23 protein-coding genes are annotated in these 22,256 nt (G+C 32.4%); 3 read left to right on the top strand and 20 right to left on the bottom strand.

The window, feature by feature from the left end; genetic code table 11:
• Positions 1–183: 183 nt before the first annotated feature.
• From ABD816_RS17395 to ABD816_RS17490, 20 genes are all read right to left on the bottom strand, one after another.
• The gene (locus tag ABD816_RS17395) at positions 184–897 is read right to left on the bottom strand and encodes a response regulator transcription factor (RefSeq protein WP_344929568.1); all 714 of its coding nucleotides are present in this window, start codon (positions 895–897) and stop codon (positions 184–186) included.
• Positions 898–901: 4 nt separating this feature from the next.
• Positions 902–2,458 carry a sensor histidine kinase gene (locus ABD816_RS17400; RefSeq protein WP_425549123.1) on the bottom strand — a complete coding sequence of 519 codons (1,557 nt, stop codon included), beginning with the start codon at positions 2,456–2,458 and terminating at the stop codon, positions 902–904.
• Between the two features lie 84 nt (positions 2,459–2,542).
• Positions 2,543–3,121, bottom strand: coding sequence for a dephospho-CoA kinase (gene coaE / locus ABD816_RS17405; RefSeq protein WP_344929572.1), 579 nt, complete (start codon positions 3,119–3,121; stop codon positions 2,543–2,545).
• Positions 3,122–3,141: 20 nt separating this feature from the next.
• Entirely contained in the window at positions 3,142–4,107 is a 966-nt protein-coding gene (locus ABD816_RS17410; RefSeq protein ID WP_344929574.1) for a YbbR-like domain-containing protein, read from the bottom strand.
• Positions 4,108–4,112: 5 nt separating this feature from the next.
• A complete protein-coding gene (locus ABD816_RS17415; RefSeq protein ID WP_344929576.1) occupies positions 4,113–5,117 on the bottom strand; it encodes a glycosyltransferase family 2 protein in 1,005 nt (334 codons plus the stop codon).
• An 88-nt stretch (positions 5,118–5,205) separates the two neighbouring features.
• A complete protein-coding gene (locus tag ABD816_RS17420) occupies positions 5,206–6,021 on the bottom strand; it encodes an enoyl-ACP reductase FabI (protein WP_344929578.1) in 816 nt (271 codons plus the stop codon).
• A gap of 65 nt (positions 6,022–6,086) precedes the next feature.
• Positions 6,087–7,745 (bottom strand): DNA repair protein RecN, encoded by a 1,659-nt coding sequence (gene recN, locus ABD816_RS17425; protein WP_344929581.1) that lies wholly within the window; start codon positions 7,743–7,745, stop codon positions 6,087–6,089.
• A 163-nt stretch (positions 7,746–7,908) separates the two neighbouring features.
• Positions 7,909–8,796 (bottom strand): type IX secretion system protein PorD, encoded by an 888-nt coding sequence (gene porD, locus ABD816_RS17430; protein WP_486303649.1) that lies wholly within the window; start codon positions 8,794–8,796, stop codon positions 7,909–7,911.
• A complete protein-coding gene (gene coaBC, locus ABD816_RS17435) occupies positions 8,789–10,003 on the bottom strand; it encodes a bifunctional phosphopantothenoylcysteine decarboxylase/phosphopantothenate--cysteine ligase CoaBC (RefSeq protein WP_344929585.1) in 1,215 nt (404 codons plus the stop codon). The genes porD and coaBC overlap by 8 nt, the downstream gene beginning before the upstream one ends.
• Before the next feature lie 2 nt (positions 10,004–10,005).
• Positions 10,006–10,335, bottom strand: coding sequence for a DNA-directed RNA polymerase subunit omega (locus ABD816_RS17440; RefSeq protein ID WP_344929587.1), 330 nt, complete (start codon positions 10,333–10,335; stop codon positions 10,006–10,008).
• A 13-nt stretch (positions 10,336–10,348) separates the two neighbouring features.
• Positions 10,349–11,140 (bottom strand): outer membrane protein assembly factor BamD, encoded by a 792-nt coding sequence (locus tag ABD816_RS17445; protein ID WP_344929588.1) that lies wholly within the window; start codon positions 11,138–11,140, stop codon positions 10,349–10,351.
• A gap of 119 nt (positions 11,141–11,259) precedes the next feature.
• Positions 11,260–12,189 (bottom strand): ion channel, encoded by a 930-nt coding sequence (locus ABD816_RS17450; protein ID WP_344929590.1) that lies wholly within the window; start codon positions 12,187–12,189, stop codon positions 11,260–11,262.
• A 6-nt stretch (positions 12,190–12,195) separates the two neighbouring features.
• Positions 12,196–13,071 (bottom strand): 4-hydroxy-tetrahydrodipicolinate synthase, encoded by an 876-nt coding sequence (gene dapA, locus ABD816_RS17455; protein ID WP_344929592.1) that lies wholly within the window; start codon positions 13,069–13,071, stop codon positions 12,196–12,198.
• A 1-nt stretch (position 13,072) separates the two neighbouring features.
• Positions 13,073–13,597: a DUF6913 domain-containing protein gene (locus ABD816_RS17460; RefSeq protein WP_344929593.1), complete on the bottom strand. Its 525-nt coding sequence runs from the start codon at positions 13,595–13,597 to the stop codon at positions 13,073–13,075.
• A 131-nt stretch (positions 13,598–13,728) separates the two neighbouring features.
• Positions 13,729–14,442 carry a hypothetical protein gene (locus ABD816_RS17465; RefSeq protein ID WP_344929594.1) on the bottom strand — a complete coding sequence of 238 codons (714 nt, stop codon included), beginning with the start codon at positions 14,440–14,442 and terminating at the stop codon, positions 13,729–13,731.
• A gap of 311 nt (positions 14,443–14,753) precedes the next feature.
• Positions 14,754–15,440 carry a lysoplasmalogenase family protein gene (locus ABD816_RS17470; protein WP_344929596.1) on the bottom strand — a complete coding sequence of 229 codons (687 nt, stop codon included), beginning with the start codon at positions 15,438–15,440 and terminating at the stop codon, positions 14,754–14,756.
• Positions 15,440–17,434: an NAD-dependent DNA ligase LigA gene (gene ligA / locus ABD816_RS17475; protein ID WP_344929599.1), complete on the bottom strand. Its 1,995-nt coding sequence runs from the start codon at positions 17,432–17,434 to the stop codon at positions 15,440–15,442. The genes ABD816_RS17470 and ligA overlap by 1 nt, the downstream gene beginning before the upstream one ends.
• Positions 17,435–17,511: 77 nt before the next feature.
• Positions 17,512–18,102, bottom strand: a complete 591-nt coding sequence (locus ABD816_RS17480) for an LOG family protein (RefSeq protein ID WP_344929600.1) — start codon at positions 18,100–18,102, stop codon at positions 17,512–17,514.
• Between the two features lie 14 nt (positions 18,103–18,116).
• Complete coding sequence (prmC, locus tag ABD816_RS17485) at positions 18,117–18,998, bottom strand: peptide chain release factor N(5)-glutamine methyltransferase (RefSeq protein WP_344929602.1); 882 nt, start codon at positions 18,996–18,998, stop codon at positions 18,117–18,119.
• A gap of 1 nt (position 18,999) precedes the next feature.
• Positions 19,000–19,485 (bottom strand): GNAT family N-acetyltransferase, encoded by a 486-nt coding sequence (locus tag ABD816_RS17490; protein ID WP_344929604.1) that lies wholly within the window; start codon positions 19,483–19,485, stop codon positions 19,000–19,002.
• Positions 19,486–19,739: 254 nt separating this feature from the next.
• Here ABD816_RS17490 and ribD point away from each other — a divergent pair, with 254 nt between their 5' ends.
• From ribD to ABD816_RS17505, 3 genes are read left to right on the top strand one after another with little or no spacing between them, the layout of a single operon-like run.
• Positions 19,740–20,783: a bifunctional diaminohydroxyphosphoribosylaminopyrimidine deaminase/5-amino-6-(5-phosphoribosylamino)uracil reductase RibD gene (gene ribD / locus ABD816_RS17495; RefSeq protein WP_344929606.1), complete on the top strand. Its 1,044-nt coding sequence runs from the start codon at positions 19,740–19,742 to the stop codon at positions 20,781–20,783.
• Positions 20,776–21,384 (top strand): HAD family hydrolase, encoded by a 609-nt coding sequence (locus tag ABD816_RS17500; RefSeq protein ID WP_344929607.1) that lies wholly within the window; start codon positions 20,776–20,778, stop codon positions 21,382–21,384. Before ribD ends, ABD816_RS17500 begins: the two co-directional genes overlap by 8 nt.
• Complete coding sequence (locus tag ABD816_RS17505; RefSeq protein WP_344929608.1) at positions 21,381–22,250, top strand: EamA/RhaT family transporter; 870 nt, start codon at positions 21,381–21,383, stop codon at positions 22,248–22,250. The genes ABD816_RS17500 and ABD816_RS17505 overlap by 4 nt, the downstream gene beginning before the upstream one ends.
• Positions 22,251–22,256 lie beyond the last annotated feature (6 nt).

Below are 22,256 nucleotides of genomic sequence, written 5' to 3' on the forward strand. Positions count from 1 at the left end.
AATGCCTATTCGGAATTGGGGAATAATTTTAAATCAATTTTTAACTATATTTGATGAAAGGGTTCAACTTTAAATAAAAGTCAAACCCTCTTTATTTTAAACTTACACACTTAATGGGATAGTGTCTAATGACTTGCCTATTTTGATACGGCTAATTTACCGCCATAATATTATTTTGACTTTTTATGATTCATCGCTTCGTACGACAAGTCTAAATCCTTCTCCGTGAATATTCAGAATTTCCACGTTGATATCTTTCTTCAAATATTTTCTAAGCTTAGCGATATATACATCCATACTTCTGGAAGTAAAATAATTATCATCTCGCCATATTTTAGTGAGCGCTAATTCACGAGGCATCAAATCATTAAGATGCAACGCTAATAAGCGAAGTAATTCATTTTCTTTTGGAGAAAGCTTAATTGCCTCTTCATCTTTGTAAGTTAGAAACCTAAGTTTAGAATTAAGATGAAAGCCTCCAATCGTAAATTCGAACTGTTTACTATCAGCAACAGACTCCGTACTTTTACGCTGCATGATTGCCTGTATTTTCATCAATAATACCTCACTATCAAATGGCTTATTAAGGTAATCATCAGCACCTACTTTGTATCCCTTTAATACATCTTCTTTCATTGCTTTTGCTGTTAAGAAAATGATAGGAACGTCTTCGTTCTTATCCCTTATCTCTTTTGCTAAGGTGAATCCGTCTTTGTAAGGCATCATTACATCAAGAATACACATGTCATAATCATCCTTCTTGAACTTTTCGAAACCTTCCATACCATTCTTAGCGTGTACAACATCATAATCATTCATGATCAAATAATCCTTTAACACTGTCCCAAAGTTAGGATCATCTTCTACAAGCAAAATCTTTTTATTCTCTGTTTCCATATTTTTATGATATTAACGGTAATTTAATTATAAATGTGGAGCCTTTTCCCCGTTCGCTCTCCACCCATATCTGACCATGATGATCATCTACGATTCTTTTTACATAAGTTAATCCTAATCCATGTCCTTTTACATTATGAACATCTCCTGTATGTTCTCTAAAAAACTTCTCAAAGATTTTCTTCTGAGCTACTTTACTCATACCCACTCCCTGATCCCGTATCTTAAGAACTATGTTATTTTTGATATTCTCAGTATATACATCAATTTTTGGTGCATCTTCAGAATACTTTGTTGCATTATCTAAAACATTTACAATCACATTGGTCATATGATTATCATTAGCTAATACTGTTGAATTTAATGCTCCCAAATGTGTCTTTATATACCCTTTCCTATCTTCTACGATAAGAGAAACATGCATAACAGCATCTTCTATAATATCATGCAACTCAAGTCCTTCTTTTTTAATATTTAACTCATTCTTTTCTAATTGAGATATTCTTAAAACATTTTCTACCTGTGCGTGCATTCTCTTATTTTCTTCTCTTATCATTGTCAAATACCGTTTTACTTTCTCATTATCACCCGATATTTTTGGATTTTTAATTGCGTCTAACGCTAAATTGATAGTAGCAATTGGAGTTTTTAACTCGTGCGTCATATTATTGATAAAATCCGTCTTTATCTGCGATATCTGTCTTTGTTGCAATAACTGTGATAAAGCACTGGAATAAGCAATAACTATAATCAAAGTAAAAATTATCGATAATATAGCCATTCCTCTAATAGTCGATAAGATATACTTATTCTTACCAGTAAAATTAACGTACAATTGATATCTGCTAATTCCTTCTTCATTTACAAACAGAGGTACACCAAAAGTAGCTGCCGGAGCATCTAAACTAAAATCATCTGATCGAACCCTAGTAGCCAATGAATTACTGTAAATAGCGTATTCAAAATCCACTTTTATATCCCGCTCTTCTAGTTCTTTTATTAGCAACCTTTTTATTTCTTCCTTCTTCACTCTACGATGAATCGGGATAAAATTAGCAAGTTCATCAATTACAATCTCATAATCTCTTCTTTGCAAATCTGTTAACGTACTAAGCCTATCAAGTTTTGTTCTAAACCTTTGCTTACTAACATTTTTTTTATCCTCTTCTAACTCTACATTACGGTTTAATATATCTTTTAATTTTACCGTATCTATACTGAAATTTATAAAAGAAGAAAACAACTTATAATCCTCTTCTAAAATACCATCAGAAAACGCAGAAGATCCGCGATCAATACTTATGTCTAAAAGTTGTTTTATTGTTTTACTATCCGGTTCTTTAATACTATCCAGAATTTCTTGTAATGGATAATACATTTCTTCGAATTCTCGATATTCAATTTTATTAGATACAGAGATCAAAATTTGCTTTGCATTAAAAGAAAATTGCTCCTTATTATTCTCTACCGTATTTTGTATCCAATACCCCTGAACAAAAATAATCCCAATCAATGATAAACTCATCAGGATTATTAGTAATACGAATAACCTTTTATTCATAGGTCAAAAGTATGAATTTAACATTTAGCTTCTTTAGGGTTTAACCAATTGTTAACAAAATGAGGATTTTTCAATTTTGGTATTTTAAAGCATTAGAATATTATGAATTTTATTAACTTGAAGCCAAATATCTTCCAATTTATCATTTTTTAACACATAATTCGCTAAAGGAACTTTTTTAGAATCTTCCCATTGATTATTCATTCTTGCAAGAATCTGCTCTCTAGTAATATGATCTCGTTGTAGTACTCTTTGAATTCTGATTTCTTTTGGCGCCGTAACCAGAATGGTATAATCATATTGCTTGTGTCCTCCGTTTTCAAAAAGTATAGCTACTTCTTTAATAACATATGGTGCCTTTTGTTTATGTTTCCAATTATCAAAATGCAACTTAACGGCTGGATGAACTATTGAATTTAGTGCAGTTAACAACGATTTTTTATTAAAAACAGCCGTCGCAACAAAAGGGCGATTAAGCTTACCTTCAATATAAGACTCCTCTCCTAATAATTTACTTATTTCATTCTTAACAGTTTCATCTTCATTCATGATTTTTTTTGCCTCATCATCCGCTATATATACAGGAACTCCAAGTTTAGAAAACATATTAGCTATAGTTGATTTACCGCTCCCAATACCTCCTGTAAGACCTACTACTTTCATACCTTTATATTTCAACAACACTATTTATCCAAAATCACGTACTGAACCTGCTTATTTCGCAGCCGCACATCATGAATCGAAATTGGTGTATTAACCAATTCCAAGGTTAAAAAAGAACTGTTTTCTGCAACTTTTTTATAATCCGCAATTACCTTAAAATCCTTTTGATTAATCTTGTTATATGCGTCCAACCCTACTCTATATACAACCGTGACCTGCTTTGGAAAAATTTTAATTTGCTTACCTTCTGGCACATTCTTAAGTGTAATGGGTATATCCTTACTTCCTTCTGTAAATTTACTGACATCAATTGTTATTTCTATCTCTTTTGGCTTTACTTCTATCGATTTTGGTAAGCCCACTGTATCTATTAATAGTTGTGATACATGATCGGCATGCAAATCTTCTAACAATAAGTTTGTAGAATAAACTTGTTCCAAAGTATCTATAATACTCTTAGGCCCCATTACATAAACCGAGTCTGGTGAGGCTAGCACACCAAGATCACTACCATATCCCGCTGCATAGCTAACATCTTTAATTATCTTTACCGGTACTTTCTTCTGTAAGTTAATATCTAACTGTACCTGTAATGAATCTTTTTTCTTTGAAAGTACATTTCCTCTAAAATTCAATTTATTTTTTAGCAACTCGGCTTTATCATCTAATGAAAAATAATACATATTATCCTTTGACGTAGTAGCATCCGCAATATCTAATTGTATCATTGGTTTTTTCCAGGAATATTTTACCAATCTGAAACCATTACCATTAAGCATTAATTTTATAGTCTGATCACTATTATTTATGTTTAAAACTTTATCCTCCGGAAGATTGATATATTGAATAGCCACTTCTATTTCTTCTGTATAGTTTTTAGAGAATTGCTTGAACAACCACAGCACCGATGTAAATATCAAAAAGAATAAAAAAACTTTGACATTATTTCTTTTTAAAGAGAATCTACTCAACTTTGTATTAGGCATATGACTTATTTTGAAAAAAATAAATGTTTAAACTGTTGCTCCGGCACTTTTTTTAACCAATGAATATAGTAATAAGATTTTAGGAATCCACTGCCATACCCGTAAAATTGAATCAGAACAGCCACTATAGCATATATACCAATAGAAATACTTTGGTAACTAATTGTAGCCCCTATAAGTATAATAAAAAGGTATAACATCAAAATAGCCATGAAAAACCAATACCCAAAAAACGCCGTAACCATAGAAAATATAACATATATAAGAAATAACGTTGGAAACCAATAGGTAATTTTGGCAGTCGCAGGATGCCAGAGATTAAGAATAGGTCTAACGAGTCCAAACTTATGTACTTGTATGTAAAATTTACTCCAGGAGATTCTACGTTTATGAAAAACTATCGCTTCAGGAATCAGAGCTGTTTGATATCCCAACTCCCAAAGGCGGATGGTAAGATCCGGATCTTCTCCCGGATGTATGTTTCCAAATCCTTCTGAAGCTTCAAAAGCTTCTTTAGAAATTCCCATATTAAAACTACGGGGCTGAAAGGTGTTTGTTGTATTCTTTTTTCCTCTTATCCCACCCGTGGTCAGATACGAAGTCATGCTATAGCTTATTGCTTTCTGTAATTTGGTGAAACTTTTATGAGCATCATCCGGACCACCAAAACAATGCACAAATCGTTTAGATAAAAAAGTATCAACACTTGCCAAATAATCCACTGGTAATATCACGTCACTATCTAAAATCAAAAAATACGTTCCAACTGCCTTGCGCATCCCATAATTTCTAGAATCTCCAGGACCTGTATTTATCTTTTGGTAATAGCTGATGTTTAATTGATCTTGATACTTTTTTACAACCTCTTCTGAGGTTTCTGAAGAACCATCTTCTACTATGACAATTTCATAATCCTTATCATACTCCATAGCCACCATACTATATAGTAATTCATCAATTTCATCAGGCCTATTATATACAGGGATAATAAAGGAATAACTTATTTTCATATGATAAAGGTACGTAATCAGGAAATCCTACCATATGTTGATGATAGGATTTATTAGTAAACTCATAAACCGCAATTAAAACAGCTTATTATTCTTCTATAAATTTTTCCATAACTAATTGACTAACTCCCATATTAGAGAAACCACCATCGTGATACAAATTCTGAAGCGTTACTTTTTTAGTCAAATCCGAAAATAATGAAATTGTGTAATCCGCGCAATCAGCTGCAGAAGCATTTCCTAAGGGTGACATTTCATCTGCATAAGTTATAAAACCATCAAAACCTTTAACTCCTTTTCCGGCAGTAGTTGGGGTTGGTGATTGCGAAATTGTATTGACTCTTACCTTTTGATCTCTCCCAAAAAAGTATCCAAAACTACGAGCTATTGATTCTAGATATGCTTTATTATCAGCCATATCATTATAATCAGGAAAAACACGTTGTGCTGCCATATATGTCAGAGCTACAATACTACCCCATTCATTCATAGCTTCTTTTTTATAAAGAGTTTGCATTGTTTTATGAAATGAAAGTGCTGAAACATCCCAACCTTTTTCACTCCAACTATAATTAAGATCTGTATAATGACGACCTTTTCTCACATTTACAGACATCCCAATAGAGTGTAATACAAAATCCAGTTTACCTCCTAATATCTCAACAGACTTCTCTACCAAATTCTCAAGATCTTCTAGTGATGTAGCGTCTGCCGGAATCACTTTTGCATTTGTTTTTTCTGCCAACACATTTATTGTTCCCATACGCATAGCGACTGGAGCATTAGTAAGGACAAAACTACCTCCTTCTTCAAAAACACGTTCAGCTGTTTTCCAAGCAATTGAATTTTCATCAAGTGCTCCAAAAATAATCCCTCTCTTTCCTTTTAATAAATTGTATGCCATTGTAGTAATATATTATAATGTATTTGTATGAATAATAAAGGTCACAAAAGGTACTAAACCAAAATTTAACCAGGGTACAATAATGACTTAGCGTGTGTAAGAGCAGAATCAGAAACATTCTTGCCTCCAATCATTTCTGCAATTTCGCGTATCCTTTCTTTTTCTGTTAATAATTTTAGTTGAGTGATTGTAACGTTATCTATATCTTCTTTAAAAACTTTATATTGAGATTGACCATTTGCAGCTATCTGAGGTAAATGTGTAATACTAAAAACTTGTAAATTTTTACTCATTACCTTCATTAGATCAGCCATCTTATGTGCGATCTCTCCTGAGACACCTGTATCTATTTCATCAAAAATAATAGTAGGTAATTGAGTATACCTGGATAGAATTGCTTTAACACCTATCATTATTCTTGATAGTTCTCCTCCAGAGGCTACTTTTCTTAGCTCTCCAAAAGCCCCTCCTTTATTGGCAGAAAATAAAAATTCCAGAACTTCTTTTCCATTAGATAGGTAAGAATCCTGTAATCCAAGTGATGTTTTAAAAGTAGCATTAGACATCCCCAAAGCTTTCAAAATATTTTCTAATTCTGACACCAATTTAGGCAACGCTTTCCTCCTTTTGTTATGAATCTTTAATGCTACTTGATCCAGCTGCTTTTTGATTGTTGAAATTTCTTTTTGGATGGTTTCAATATCATCTGTAAGGGATGCTGTTTTGGCTACCTTTATTTGTAGCTGATCTCTGATTTCTATCAATTCATCTATGGTAGTTACTCCGTGTTTAGATTGCAAATTATGAATCATTTGTAATCGCTGACTCACCTGCTCTAACAACTCAGGATCAGCTTCTAATCCATCTAATTCATCGTATAATGAATTATTAACATCTTCCAATTCAATATAAACACTTTGGATCCTCTCAGAAAGATTATCTAAAACACCAGAGTATGGCGCTATTTTAGCCATATTAGTTTTCACTATATTTAATTGATCTGAAATACCAGCTTCTTCTTTACTTAATAAACTAAGAGATTCTGATAATCGCTCTCTAATTTCCTCTATGTTTATCAGTGTTTCGTATTGCTCTTCTAATTCCTTTAATTCACCAACTTTTAGTTTTCCTTCCTCTAATTCTTTTAGTAAAAAAGAATTATACTCAAATTCTTTAGTATATTCTTCTTGATTATTAATAAGTAGATTTACTTCTTTCTGTTTTTGTTTTAGAAGAATCAACCCACGCTGATATGAAGTAAGTTCTCTATCCACTTCTGAAAGCGCATCCAGTACTTCAAATTGATAATCATTAGTTGTAACCTGCAATGTCTGATGCTGGCTATGAATATCAATGAGTTGCACACCCAAAGCATTAAGTGATTGCAGAGTAACTGGAGTATCATTAATAAAAGCCCTTGATTTACCAGAAGGTAAAATCTCTCTTCTAATAATAGTATGATCATCATAATCCAATTCATATTCTTCAAAAAGGGAATGAAGTTCATATTGCTTGATATCAAACCCTCCTTCTATCACGCATTTGGCAGTACTGTCTTTAATACTACTCAAATCCGCTCTTTTACCTAATAAAAGTCCCAGAGCTCCTAGGAGTAATGACTTACCTGCTCCGGTTTCTCCGGTTATCGTAATGAGACCAGCATCAAATGAGACCTGTAGTTGCTCTATTAATGCGAAGTTTTTTATAGAAAGACTTCTTAACAAGGAATAAAATGTTTTTGATTAAATATTTAAGAAAGTAAAGATACTATAGTTTTAAAAAAGTGAGATCGTTTTCTATTTATTATTTAGCTCAAAATGCGTTAATAAAATAAAAAATAGTTGCTTTTCTTTAAGATAGGTAAAAGCATACAGTAACGTAAAAAGGTTAAAATTTTATTTCAGACCAGTTTTTATTATAAGTCGGAGCTACCTTTGTTAAGGTAGTCATTACTTCTGCTACATTTACTGCAGGACCTCCAGACAAAATTCTTGTTATCTCATCTGCTTTAGCGTCAAAAAACACTCTCATCATATAAGAGTTAGGTCTATTTCTATGCATTTCATTTAATGAATCCATAGATGATAAGATAGCTTGTTTACCTTTTTTAAGATCACTACTCATAACATCTAAACCTTCTCTATGATATGTATACATAGCAGATCTAAATCCATCGTATGTTCCTGATAACAAATCGTCATTTAATCTAAAACGTGTCTGAGGACCATCTTGCGCATTCCAGCCTAAGGTTCCGCTACCCTGTGCATTATTGACAATATTTTTAGCTTCCTGAAAGTAATCTGTTCCCGAGTTTAATTCGTATGTATCAGCATCTATCCCTAATATTGTATGCAAATAAAATGCAAGTACAGATATTAGATTTGATTCAAAATTATTAGGATCATAATTCAATGGCTGAAACTCTAAATAATTAAATGTAAATTGCTTATCATTTAAATTAAGTATGGTTGTATTATAGCTGGAACCATAAACAGGTCTGGATGCCTGTACCTGTAAAGTGGCAGTAAAATTATCATTATTATAACTTAATATATTAATAAAAAAGCCACATGAAATACGTTCTTCTGTACGATAATCAATATTGGTCCACTTGGTATTATTCACAAATTCTGTGACTGCTCTCTCCATCGTCTTAAACACCTGCTGGTTAGGGTTTCCAGTTTGTTCAGCATTTACCGATACGGTCGCATTAAATTCCTGAGCACTCAGATTCATACTCAATATACATATCAAAAAAAGAAAGAGTCTATACATTACGTAATTGATTAATTTCATTAAATATATCACGAGCAACTTCTGCCTTGTCTTTAAGTTGAAACGCTTTTATTTCAAATTTATGATTAATCAGACTTACTTTGTTAGTTTGTCCTTTAAAACCTGCCCCCTTATCATTCAGGGAATTTAAAACAATAAGATCTAAATTTTTATTTTTTAATTTCTTTTTAGCGTTTTCCTCTTCATTTTCGGTTTCTAATGCAAAACCAACTAAAAATTGGTCTTTCTTCACAGAACCCATCCAATTAAGAATATCTGTTGTTCGCTCTAACTCTATTGAAAAACCACTATCTGCTTTTTTAATTTTTTGATCTGACACTATCACAGGTCTGTAATCTGCTACTGCTGCTGCTGCAATGGCAATATCGCAATCTGCATATAAAGCCACAACTTCTTTATACATATCGCTTGCACTTACAACAGGTATTACATGAATAGAATTATGAGTAATAGTCAATGCAGAAGGCCCCAGAACTAAAGTTACCTGAGCTCCCAGATTAGCAGCCATTTTTGCTAATTCAATTCCCATTCTTCCACTAGAATGATTTCCAATAAACCGAACAGGATCAATCGCTTCATAGGTGGGTCCTGCCGTAATTAACACTTTCTGACCTTTTAAAGGGAGTTTTCCTAAAATATCATTTTGAACATAATCGACTATATCAGCGGGTTCTGCCATTCTTCCCTGACCAACAAGCCCACTTGCCAATTCTCCGGATGCCGCTGGTATCATAATATTCCCAAAACTTTGTAATTTTCTGAAAGTCTCTGTAGTGGATGGGTGAATATACATATCAAGGTCCATTGCCGGAGCAAAATAAACAGGACATTTTGCAGATAAATAAGTAGCTAATAATAAATTATCACAAGTTCCATTAGACATTTTAGCTAATGTATTTGCTGTAGCAGGTGCTATAATCAATACATCAGCCCACAATCCTAACTCAACATGGTTGTTCCATATTGCATTTTCATCTTCATCATCATAAAAGGATGAGTGAACTGCATTTTTAGATAACGTAGATAGCGTTAATGGTGTAACAAAATCTTTTGCAGCAGGAGTCATAATTACCTTTACCTCTGCTCCTGATTTAATAAATAAACGCACTAAAGAAGCTGCTTTATAGGCTGCAATACCTGCAGTAACCCCTATCAACAGCTTTTTACCGCTAAAGATGGACGACATACTTATAGAGATTCTTCCGAGTCTGGTTTTCTGTGATATATTTTACCTTCTAACCATTCTTGCGCTGCTAATGAATGTGGTTTTGGTAATCTTTCATAAAATTTAGAAACTTCAATTTGTTCTTTATTCTCAAAAATCTCTTCTAAACTATCGTTATATGTAGCGAATTCATCCAATTTTTCTAATAGCTCTTTTTTAATATCAACATTGATCTGATTCGCTCTCTTTGATATTACAGATATTGCTTCGTAGATATTTCCTGTCGATTGATCTACAAGATTTTTATCTATTGTAGTTGTATTTACTGGTGCATTACTTTTTTTCAAATCCATCTTCGCCTATTTTTTATTTAAAACTTTCTAATCTTTCTTTAATATCTTCTGCTATTTCTTCTGCATCCGCCAGATGCTCTCCTTCTTTGTAATATTTTTTATAATTTTTATAATACCCATTAGCAGTTTCTAGTCTTTCCTTTACTAAACTTTGATAACTACCAATCGCTAATAAATATTGGGATTCTAATTTGTAATATAATACTTTTTCTCTAAAAGAAGATCCTGGATAATCCACTAAGTAATTATCAAAAGTAGCAATTGCCACTTTATAATTTCTACGATGGTGATATTGCTTAGCAATTTCGTAAGCTTTCTTCTCTTTTTTATTTCTGAGCTCTGCTACCAATTCATTTACTTCGTCTAGACGTTCACTTTCGATATATTCATTAATATAGAGCTGTAATTTTTCTAACGCTTTATCTGTATCGGTCTGATCTAAACTAAACCTAGGTGACAATTCATAATAGCTTTTTGCTGCTTTATATGAAGCTTCTTCTTTTTTATCACTATTAGGATATGATTTTGTAAATCTTTCGAACTGATATCCAGCAAGGTAGAAATCTTCTAATTGATAGTACGTGTCTGCATAGTAGTACATTACCCTCTCTGCCTGTGGTTTCCCTCTATATTGAGGTACTACCTGCTCAAAAAGACGTAAAGCTTTTTTAAGTTTCCCTTCTTTATACAGTTCTTCTGCCATCTTATATTTAGCAGCAACATCTTCGCTTTTTAATACTTTTTGATACTCACTACAAGAACCTAAAGTCAATACACAAATCAGCAAATAAAAAAATCTCTTCATAGTTTAAAAAAACATCTGGCAAAAGTAGCTATTTCTGCCGTATTACAAAAACTTTAATTCATCAATTAAATAACTTATAAAACGCAGTGTTGTTGCAAAACAAACAGAAAATAAAATGATCACTTTTCCACATCTAACGCTCTAGTACTCCCTAATTTATCATGATCAAGAACCGTATACCCTTCTTCATCATAGTAAAAAGCTGGGCTAAAAACGACATCGGTTTTTAAATCTTTCAAAACATATGAATGAATCTGATGTACTTCCTGAGCAAAAGATTCATCATAATAGGATACTAATATTAATAATTCTCCGTGCAGGGTCACTAACTCTTCTCTGTTGAATTCATATAAGGGACTAGCCTCATTAATTTCGTGGACAACTGTCCAAGTTGTTGGCAGATATGTAATCTGCTTTCTTTCTAAGGTTAGACTATAAAAATTATTAACATATTTGTCATCCTTCGTTTTTTGTGAAAGAGATAAGGTTACTTCGATCTTAGGTCGAATCATTACATTGGTACTCCTGCTCATGAGTCTAAACATAATGGTGTCCATTCCATTATATTTTCGTAAAATAAGATGTTCACTAAATTTAATACTAGATTTTGGTTTGGAAAAACGTCCGTATAATAAACCCGTTATAAACGAAAAACTCAATAATCCGATAAGTGCTTCCAGAGAAGATAGAATTCCAAAAATCATTCCTTTTGGCGCCATTCTTCCATACCCTACTGTAGTTACGGTCTGCGCTGAGAAGAAGAATGCATTTAAAAAATCTTTAAACACATTTCCTGTAGGCACTGCTATTGAAGATATTCCTATTAAAGTATAAATACCAGCAAAAACTGAATTTACTACTAAATATCCAAAAAACACCCAAAGAAAAAATCGAGTCCAAGAAATACTAATAAGATAGTTATAACTCCTAGAAATAGATGTTTGTTTATTAATATGCTTTATATTAAAAGATCCATCAGGACTTATAAACCTCTGAACCTGTTTATCAGACGATAAGCCAATTCCGGGATCTTTTATTCTCTTAGCCATACTTTGCTAATTACTCTGTATATATGCTTGTATTTTTTGTTGTAATTCATCAGATACTGAAACCAAAGGCAATCGTACCGTATCATTACAAATAGATTTTGATTTTAGTATACTTTTAATCCCTGCCGGGTTTCCTTCTGCAAAAGCATATTCCAGTACAGGTAATAAGCTATATAGTATTTCATATGCCTGATCCACTTGTCTGGAAAGTCCTAACCGAATCATTTCTGAAAACTCAATAGGGAACCCCTGACCAACCACACTAATAACTCCATCTCCCCCCGCAACTACAGCTGGCAATGCTAAAGCATCATCTCCTGATATGACAAGAAAATCTTTAGGGCGATCTTTTAGAATCTGAAGTACTTGAGTAAAATCTCCAGTTGCCTCTTTTACTCCTACAATCTTATCTAATTCTGCTAACCGCAATGTAGTCTCTGCGGTCATATTAACTCCTGTTCTAGAAGGAACATTATACAATAAAACAGGTAAAGGTGAATGATCATTAATTACCTTATAGTGCTGAAAAATTCCTTCCTGACTTGGTTTATTATACATTGGAACTACTGAAAGAATCGCAGCAAAATCTGAGACATCAGTATCCTTTATCTCATCAAGAATAGCGCTGGTATTATTTCCTCCTATTCCAATTACTAATGGCAACCTTTTATTGTTTATTTTTACTATATGAGCAACAACCTCTTTTTTCTCCTTTTTAGTTAAAGTAACTGATTCTGCTGTAGTCCCTAAGACAACCAAATACTCTACTTTACCTTGTACGCAAAACTCAACTAATGATGTTAAACCTTTATAATCGATAGAACCATCATCATTAAATGGTGTTGCTAATGCCACCCCTGTTCCTCTCAGAAAACCACTCATACTATATTATCTGTAAAATTTTTAAATACTTTTTTAATTCGGAAATAAAAAGATTAATATCATCTTGTGCCAGACCAATAACCAAATCATTAATTCTATTATCTATCTCTGCAAACCCGACTTTAAACTTTGCCTCAGAAGCAGCAGCTACATAATCTAACCCCAACTTGCTTTCTGAATAAAAATTAATTAAAACATCATAATCTTTATTAATAAATTCATTTAAAGAAGAACTTTTTACCACACCGTTAACTCCGAAACTTTTAAAATTAAAATATGCAGCATCTTTATCATCTGCAATCTCTTTCTCGTCATCTTTATATCCCATAATTTTAAGATGATCTGATTTGACTCCTAATGCATTAGCCAGCTTAACAACAGATAAAATATTTACTGATTGAGACGCATCTATAAGCACTGCCAAACTCTTAATACCAGTAACTTCCTTAGTTCTGGGCTTTCTTTTTTTAACATAAGATTCAATGCTTTTTTTTAGTGCATTTCTTTTTAGACCCTTTAAAATCATTTATAGAAAAGATTAAGAAACAAATGTAACTATTTTACATTTTATAAACATAGTGGTACAATGAAGAAAAAATAAAAATTAAAGTTTCAAAATTATTAATGGGTTTTCACTATTCACTCTTTAGAAAAAGGTTAAACTTCATAATGATCTATCATATCTTTTTTACTATTGCTAATTTGCTTAATATCAATCAAAAATCTCGCAAAAAAATATAATGCCATAATTTCCGCAAAATTTACTAAAACAGTAAATACTCTGCTATAGAAATAAAAATAATTAATGACTAATATAGCGTTTACAAAAAAACAGCCACAAGCTGTAATAAATAATTTGTAATTACCTTGATATTTATCTATCATATAAATCAAAAAACATACGTTCACAAAAAGCATCTGAGCAATCAGAATTAGAAAAAATGATACTATTGAACCTTTTAAATTAGGTAGTATCAAAGTCGTTATAGAATAAATGAGATAGATAATTAATACCACACTTATTAGAATAGGTAAAGAAAATACTTTTTTGATTTTAATATCTTTTATAGATATATATTCATAAAGCAAATACGTAGAAATGAGATAATACACTATTATCACTAAGGCAATTTCATTAAAATATTTAACAAAATCAATATAGACCATGATATCGCTTATTGATAAGATTAGCATGCTAATTGGGTACCAAAAAACGATTTTTAAGGTATTCCTAAAATATACTATGATTAAGGAAATTACAGGTAATGGTTTTACAAATACTAAGCATTCTTTTTCTAAAAAAATAGCCGTAAACATAACAACAGCGAATGAAATAGAAAATAAGATGTATGCAGATTTAAAATTTTTCATAATAAATTCATACGTATACTATTAATTGTTAATTCCATACTCTTCAAAAAACTGTACTTTAACCTAATTAAAACCTTACAAGCAAATATTCGTCTAACTGACTCTATTAAATAAAACTTTCATAACAATAGCTTGCTATAACTTCTTCGAATATTTATGAATACTATCAATACTTTTATATAATGATGAAAATTGCTATAAATAATTATTCACCTATACAATATAATAGCTTTAAAACAAAAGTTCACCTTTATATTAATCATACACAATATAACAAATCACAGGTAAACTATCATATTTAAAAAACTAAGTTAGCTTTCTTCAAGCTTTAAAGAATCAGCCTTGGATATTTTAAATTTAACCAGAAAATAAACGGCTAACAATTGATATATAGAGTTAATCACTTTAAGCTCTAAGGAAGGAATGTAAAATCTATCTAATGCAAAACAAGTATCACTTACCACAAAGTTTAAACATGCTATGAGCAACCAAAGGGAATTTGAAGATCTTACCTGCGTATATTGAAAAACCGCACCACTTAATAAAATATACAGAACTCCTATATAAAGGATTCCGTAGGGTCTGATATCCCCCATAGAAACTTCAGTAACACTATATATTATATATGCAACGACACTCCAAAAAACCAGGAAAATCAGATAATAAACACGATCTACCTTATTAAGAACCAACCTCTTATTAATTCTATACAGATAGACAAAAATAAGTAGATAGCACATAATGTTACTTAAGAGAACAAATATAAAACTACGTTCTATCTGAATCAACAGAAAAATATCCCCAAGAAAACAAAAGAATAATATTGCAAGAAACAAAAAATCAATTTTCTTTACATTGAACCAATACAGCATAAAAAACAATGGGACTGTCATTGGTTTTGAGTAAAACTCTAAATTAAAATTTTGTAAAATAGCACTGAGAACACATAAGCCTCCTGTTAACAATAATAAAAATTTTATAAGAGTCCTTACCTTCATTATGTCAGCAAGTTAAGAAAATCATCTTCACTTATTATAGATATATTTAGTTTAGTTGCTTTCTCTAGTTTACTAGGACCCATATTAGCTCCAGCTATTACATAAGATGTTTTTGAAGAAATAGAACTAGACACCTTACCTCCATTATCTTCTATCATCTTTTTCAACTCGTTACGGGATACTTTTTCAAAAACACCGGATACTACAAATACTTGTCCAAGTAGCTTATCCGTCTGACCAGCAAGTTTTTCAGCCGAAATAGCAAGTTGAACATCATGCTCTCTTAATTTAGTGACTAACATTTTATTAGCGTCTACGTTAAAAAAATCAATTACACTTTCTGCGATTCTTCCCCCTATTTCATCTACATTCACTAATTCTTCTGTGGTGGTCTCCATAAGAGCATCAATAGATTTAAAATGCTTTGCCAGCTTTTTAGCAACGGTTTCTCCCACATATCTAATTCCTAAACCAAATAATACACGTTCAAATGGTATTTCTTTAGATTTCATAACCCCCTCAATTAGATTATCTGCACTTTTATCTGCCATGCGTTCTAAAGGAATTATTTGCTCTTTTTTTAAATCATACAAATCCGCATAATTCTTAATCAACCCTTCCTTGACTAGTAAGGCAACAGTTTCACCACCTAACCCTTCTATATCCATTGCTTTACGAGAAATATAATGCTGAATTCTACCTATAATTTGCGGAGGACACCCCTGATCATTTGGACAATAATGTTGTGCTTCTCCTTCTTTACGAATTAAATCTGTGTGGCACTCGGGACATTGTGTAATATACTTTGTAGGCACAGAACTTTGATCTCTTTTCTGAAAATCAACTCCTATAATTTTAGGAATGATCTCTCCTCCTTTTTCTACAAAAACAGTATCTCCTTCTCGTATATCTAATTTAGCAATCTGATCTGCATTATGCAGTGAAGCTCTCTTTACTGTAGTTCCTGCAAGCTGAACCGCTTCTAAATTAGCTACTGGCGTGATAGCGCCTGTTCTACCTACCTGATACGTGATCTCATTTAATTGGGTTGAAACTTGCTCAGCCTTAAACTTATAAGCCATTGCCCATCTGGGTGCCTTTGCCGTAAAACCTAATTCTTCTTGTTGTTGCATATCATTTACTTTGATCACTACACCATCTGTTTCATAAGGCAACTCCCTTCTCTTTTCATCCCACAAATTGATAAATTCCAATACTTCTTCTACAGAAGATACCAATCGAGATTCATTAGGAACTTTAAAGCCCCAGCTTCTGGCTTTTTCTAAGCTTTGATACTGTGAAGAAATACCTAATCTATCTCCTGCTAAATTATAAAGCAAACAATCCAGTGGTCGTTTTGCTGTTTCTCTACTATCCTGAAGTTTTAAACTTCCGGAAGCTGTATTTCTAGGATTGGCATACGGTTCTTCTCCCGATGCAATACGCTCCTTGTTCATTTTTATAAAACCTGCGTAAGGAAGCACAATCTCTCCTCTGATATCAAATTTAGGAGGAAAATCTCCTTGTAATCGAAGTGGAACAGACTTTATTGTTTTGACATTTGTAGTCACATCATCTCCCTGGATTCCATCACCTCTGGTTACCGCTCTGAGTAATTCTCCATTTTCATAGGTAAGACTTATAGAAGCTCCATCATACTTTAACTCACACGTATAACTCACCTCTCCATCCACAAGTTTTTTGATACGGTTTTCCCAGTCTAACAAATCTTCTTTAGAATACGAATTATCTAATGAATACATTCGCTGCTCATGAACTACGGTATTAAAATTTTTAGTAACCTCTCCTCCTACTCTTAAAGTTGGCGAACTAGAATCATAAAACTCAGGATACTGAGCTTCCAGTGCCTGTAATTCCTTAAGCATCATATCAAACTCATAGTCTGTAATGGTAGCTGCATCTAATACATAATAATTGTAATTGTGCTGTCTTAATTCTTCTCTTAATTGATGAATTTTTTTTTCTATATTCATGGTACTTTTTATCGTATCAGATTTTATTTATTTATTGACTCTAATATTAGTAATTATTGCTATCATTCAAAATTTCATCACACCCTGTTAGCCTTTAACCACTTAGGAACTTCTGTCGGAACAAAACTTTTCATTTTATCTAATAACTGATCGATATCATCATCCACTAAAAGTAGTTTATAATTTTCGGTTTTCAGAAACCCCTGCTTTACCATATTCTCTAACATCTGTAATAATGGATCATAAAATCCGTTGATATTTAATAGACCAATCGGTTTTTGATGTAGCCCCAACTGCGCCCAGGTGATTACCTCAAACAACTCTTCTAAGGTTCCAAAACCACCAGGTAATGTTATAAATCCATCACTACATTCCTGCATTTTCATTTTGCGTTCGTGCATAGTTTCTGTTACGATTAATTCTGTCAACCCTAAATGCACCACTTCTTTTAACTTTAAAAACTCAGGAATAATTCCAATCACTTTTCCTTTTTGAGCCAATGCACCCTCTGCCACTTTACCCATGACACCTATTTTTGCAGCACCATACACTACAGCAATATGTTGTTGTGCTAGTTTCTCTCCTAATAAATAGGCTTCTTTAATTACTTTAACATCATTGCCTTCACTACTACCACAGAAAACACATAAAGAGGATATATTATTCATATATTTTGTTTTAATTAAATTGTTCTTTTTGTTGCTCTCATCATTCGGTCATTTGCATAAAAATCTTTACGCAACTGAACCGATTCAAAACCTTTATGCTCCATCATCAGTTGAGTATCAGAACCCAGATATTGATTGATTTCAAAATACAATATTCCATTGGCTATCAAATTATCTTTTGCCAATTCTGCTATTTTTTTATAAAAAATCAATGGATCTGTATCGGACACAAAAAGTGCCAAATGAGGCTCATGATCCAAAACGTTTGGCTGTATTTCTTTCTTCTCTAAATCTCTAACATAAGGAGGGTTAGAAACTATGATGTCAAAATCATCTGGTAATGTATCTGAATTTAAGATGTCTGATAGCACGAAACGTATATCTACATTATTAAGTTTTGCATTTGCCTTTGCTACCTCGATAGCTTTTTCTGAAATATCCATGGCAAATATCTGCGCGTTTTGTAAATGTTTTGCTAATGAAATTGCAATGCATCCGCTACCCGTACCTATATCCAAAATTTTTAAAGGTTCTTTTTTAAATAAACCTCCTGTGCGTGATGTATGGTAATCTTTAATAATCCAATCTACCAATTCTTCTGTTTCTGGTCGTGGTATTAACACAGCGGGGTTTACTATAAAAGGTAAACCATAGAACTCAGTATCTCCCACTACATACTGAATAGGAACATGTGACTGCAATAATTTTTGAGCTTGTACAAAATCATGTATCACTTCAGCAGGGACTATCATATCCAGTGATATGGCAACATCAACTCTTTTTAATCCTAAAAACTTCTCAGAAAGTATATAAAAAAAGGAGTGTACTTCTTCAACATCATCATATATCTCTGATAAAACACTTATAAAATCTACTCTCAGGTCTTTAACTCTCAACTTATAACTTTTTTATCATCCATTCCTGACAACTATGATGCCCGGTATTTCCCATTGGACTGTCTAACGGCTTAAAACCAACCTTATGATATAATTTTCTAGCAGCTTCCATATACGGCATTGTTTCCAGATAACACCTAGTAAATGCCTGCTCTCTGGCAAAATCAAGACATTTATTCATCATCTTTAATCCAATACCTTTTCCTCTGGCTTCTGCCAGAAAGTACATTTTCTGAAGTTCGCATGTATTAAGATCTCCATCTTCTAGAGGAGCTATCCCGGCACCTCCAATCACCTTACCAGCATCTTCAACCACAAAATATGCTTTTCTGGATTGACTATAAGTCTCATACATGACATCTAGAGCAATATCAGCATAAGCCGTTCCTATTTTAGGAACCCCCATTTCAACTAAAACATCCCTTAACACTTGAGCTAATTCCGGATTATCTTCTAAAGTAACAGCTCGGATTTTTATTGTGTCCATTATGATTTAAATAGTACTTTTGTCTATCAATTACCTGTTTGAATTATTTATGAATATGAAATGTAACCACTAATTATTTCAGTTCAATTTAATCGGATGAAATATACAAGAAATCTATCGAGCAAACAATGCCGAAACTTTTATTATTATCAACAACAAAAGACATAAAACAAAAAGCTTTTATAAACCAACAAATCATTTAGCGGTTACCAAAGAAACCTTAGAATTTAACTAATAAAAGACACGAAAATAAATTGACAATAGACGAAATCTACATAAAACGCTGTATTCAGTTAGCAAAGAATGGTCTAGGCACCACATACCCCAACCCTCTTGTAGGTAGCGTTATCGTACATCAAGGTAAGATTATCGGAGAAGGCTGGCATTATCAGGCAGGAGAACCCCATGCTGAGGTACACGCGATCAATTCTGTAAAAGACACTTCACTTTTAATCGATGCAACAATTTATGTAAGTCTGGAACCTTGTAGTCATTATGGAAAAACTCCTCCTTGTTGCGATCTTATTATAGCTAAAGGCATCAAAAAAGTTGTTATTGGTACCATTGACCCATTTGCTAAAGTCTCAGGAACTGGAATTCAAAGATTAATAAATGCCGGATGTGATGTAAAAATAGGAATTCTGGAAAAAGAGTGTCAGGAACTAAACAAAAGGTTTTTAACCTATCATAACCACAAACGTCCTTATGTTATTCTTAAATGGGCAGAAACAGCTGATGGGTTTATTGCTCCAAAAAAGCGTTCAGAAAGAGCTCCTGCATGGATTACAAACACCTATTCCAGACAACTTGTACATAAATGGAGAGCAGAAGAACAATCCATTCTTGTGGGAAATCAAACGGTAATACAGGACAATCCAAAACTTACGATCAGAGACTGGTCAGGTATTCATCCTATTCGCATCAGTATTGACTTACATCATAAAATCCCAAAAGATTCCAAAATTCTGGATCAACAGGTAAAAACAATGATCGTTACTACACAAAAAAACAGTCTAATAAACGCCACGAATTTACTGTACGAATTCACTGATCCCACCCCTAATATTGCTGATAAATTATGTAATATTTTACATACACATACAATTCAATCTATTCTTGTAGAGGGTGGCACACAAACTATTCAATCATTTATAGATCTTAATCTTTGGGATGAAGCCCGGGTTTTTAAAGGTACAACTTACTTTAAAGCAGGAATTAAAGCTCCAGTTATAAAAGGTACACTCATTTCTGAGGAAAAAATAATTGATGATCACTTAAAAAAATATCGCAATGATTAAAACTATTATTTTTGATTTTGGGGATGTATTCATCAACCTTGATAAACCTGCTACAGAAAGAGAGTTTTTAAAATTGGGAGAGGATGTTAATACAAAAAAGATGGAAACCATCAATACCTCTTATGAAATAGGAAAAATTACTACATCAGAATTCATTAGTCATTACCAGCGTCATCTTATACATAGCACAGATACACAGATTATAGATGCCTGGAATGCTATCTTAAAAGATTTTCCTAGACATAGATTGCAATTTTTAAAGCAATTAGCCGCCGAAAAGAAATACAGACTTATTTTATTAAGTAATACTAATGAACTACACATCGATTGGATTAAAAAAAACATTACTTATTACAAAGAGTTTAAAGACTGTTTTGATTTCTTTTATTTATCTCATGAAATACACCTTAGAAAACCGAATACGGATATTTTTCAATTCGTAATGAATACACATCAGTTACTGGCTTCTGAAACTATGTTTATAGATGACACCACTATTAACACAGACTCTGCAGCAAAACTAGGAATCCATGTATGGAATAATGATCCCGAAACTGAAGATATTACAGATTTATTCACTATAAAATCCGAGTTATTTTGATATACCTTATTTTGAGTGTATTTGCTTCAAGTCTTATTTTTATAATTTTTAAACTATTTTCCAGATATAATGTAGACACTTTTCAAGCAATTATTATCAACTATATTATAGCTTGTACTTCTGGAATATTAGCATATACAAGCCCTATAAAAATTGACACTATAATAAATGCTAATTGGCTCTATAGTGCCATGGCATTAGGAGTCATATTTATTCTCATTTTTAATCTGATGGCGATTACAACACAAAAAAACGGACTTTCAGTTGCTGCCGTTGCCAGTAAAATGAGTATCGCAATTCCTGTACTATTTGGAATAATTGTATATCAGGAAAGCACCGGTTTTTTAAAACTATCAGGAATTCTAATTGCACTTGTTGCAGTATATATGACTGCTATGAAAACAGCTGGAGGAGTTTCAATAAAAAAAGAAAATTTAATCTTTCCTATATTAGTATTTTTGGGTAGTGGAATTATCGATACTAGTCTCAAGTTCTTAGAAACAAATTATGTTGTTGATAATGACGTACCTATTTTTTCGGCAACGATTTTTGGATTTGCTGCTGTAATTGGTATTTTTATTTTATCATACAAAGCAATTACAGGTACTTTAAAGTTATCTTTTAAAAACATACTGGCGGGGATAGCATTAGGTATTCCTAATTACTTTTCAATTTATTTCCTAATACAAGCTTTAAAAAATGAGCACATGGATAGTGCTACAGTATTTACTATAAATAATGTCTCCATACTATTAGTTTCTACGCTTGTGGGAGTTCTTTTTTTCAAAGAGGTGCTTTTTCTTAAAAACTGGATTGGGATTATTCTTGCCATTATAAGTATCATTATGGTTGCATTCACTATATAATAACAA

The sequence above is a fragment of the Aquimarina addita genome (assembly GCF_039539305.1).
GTDB classification, from domain to species: Bacteria; Bacteroidota; Bacteroidia; order Flavobacteriales; family Flavobacteriaceae; genus Aquimarina; species Aquimarina addita.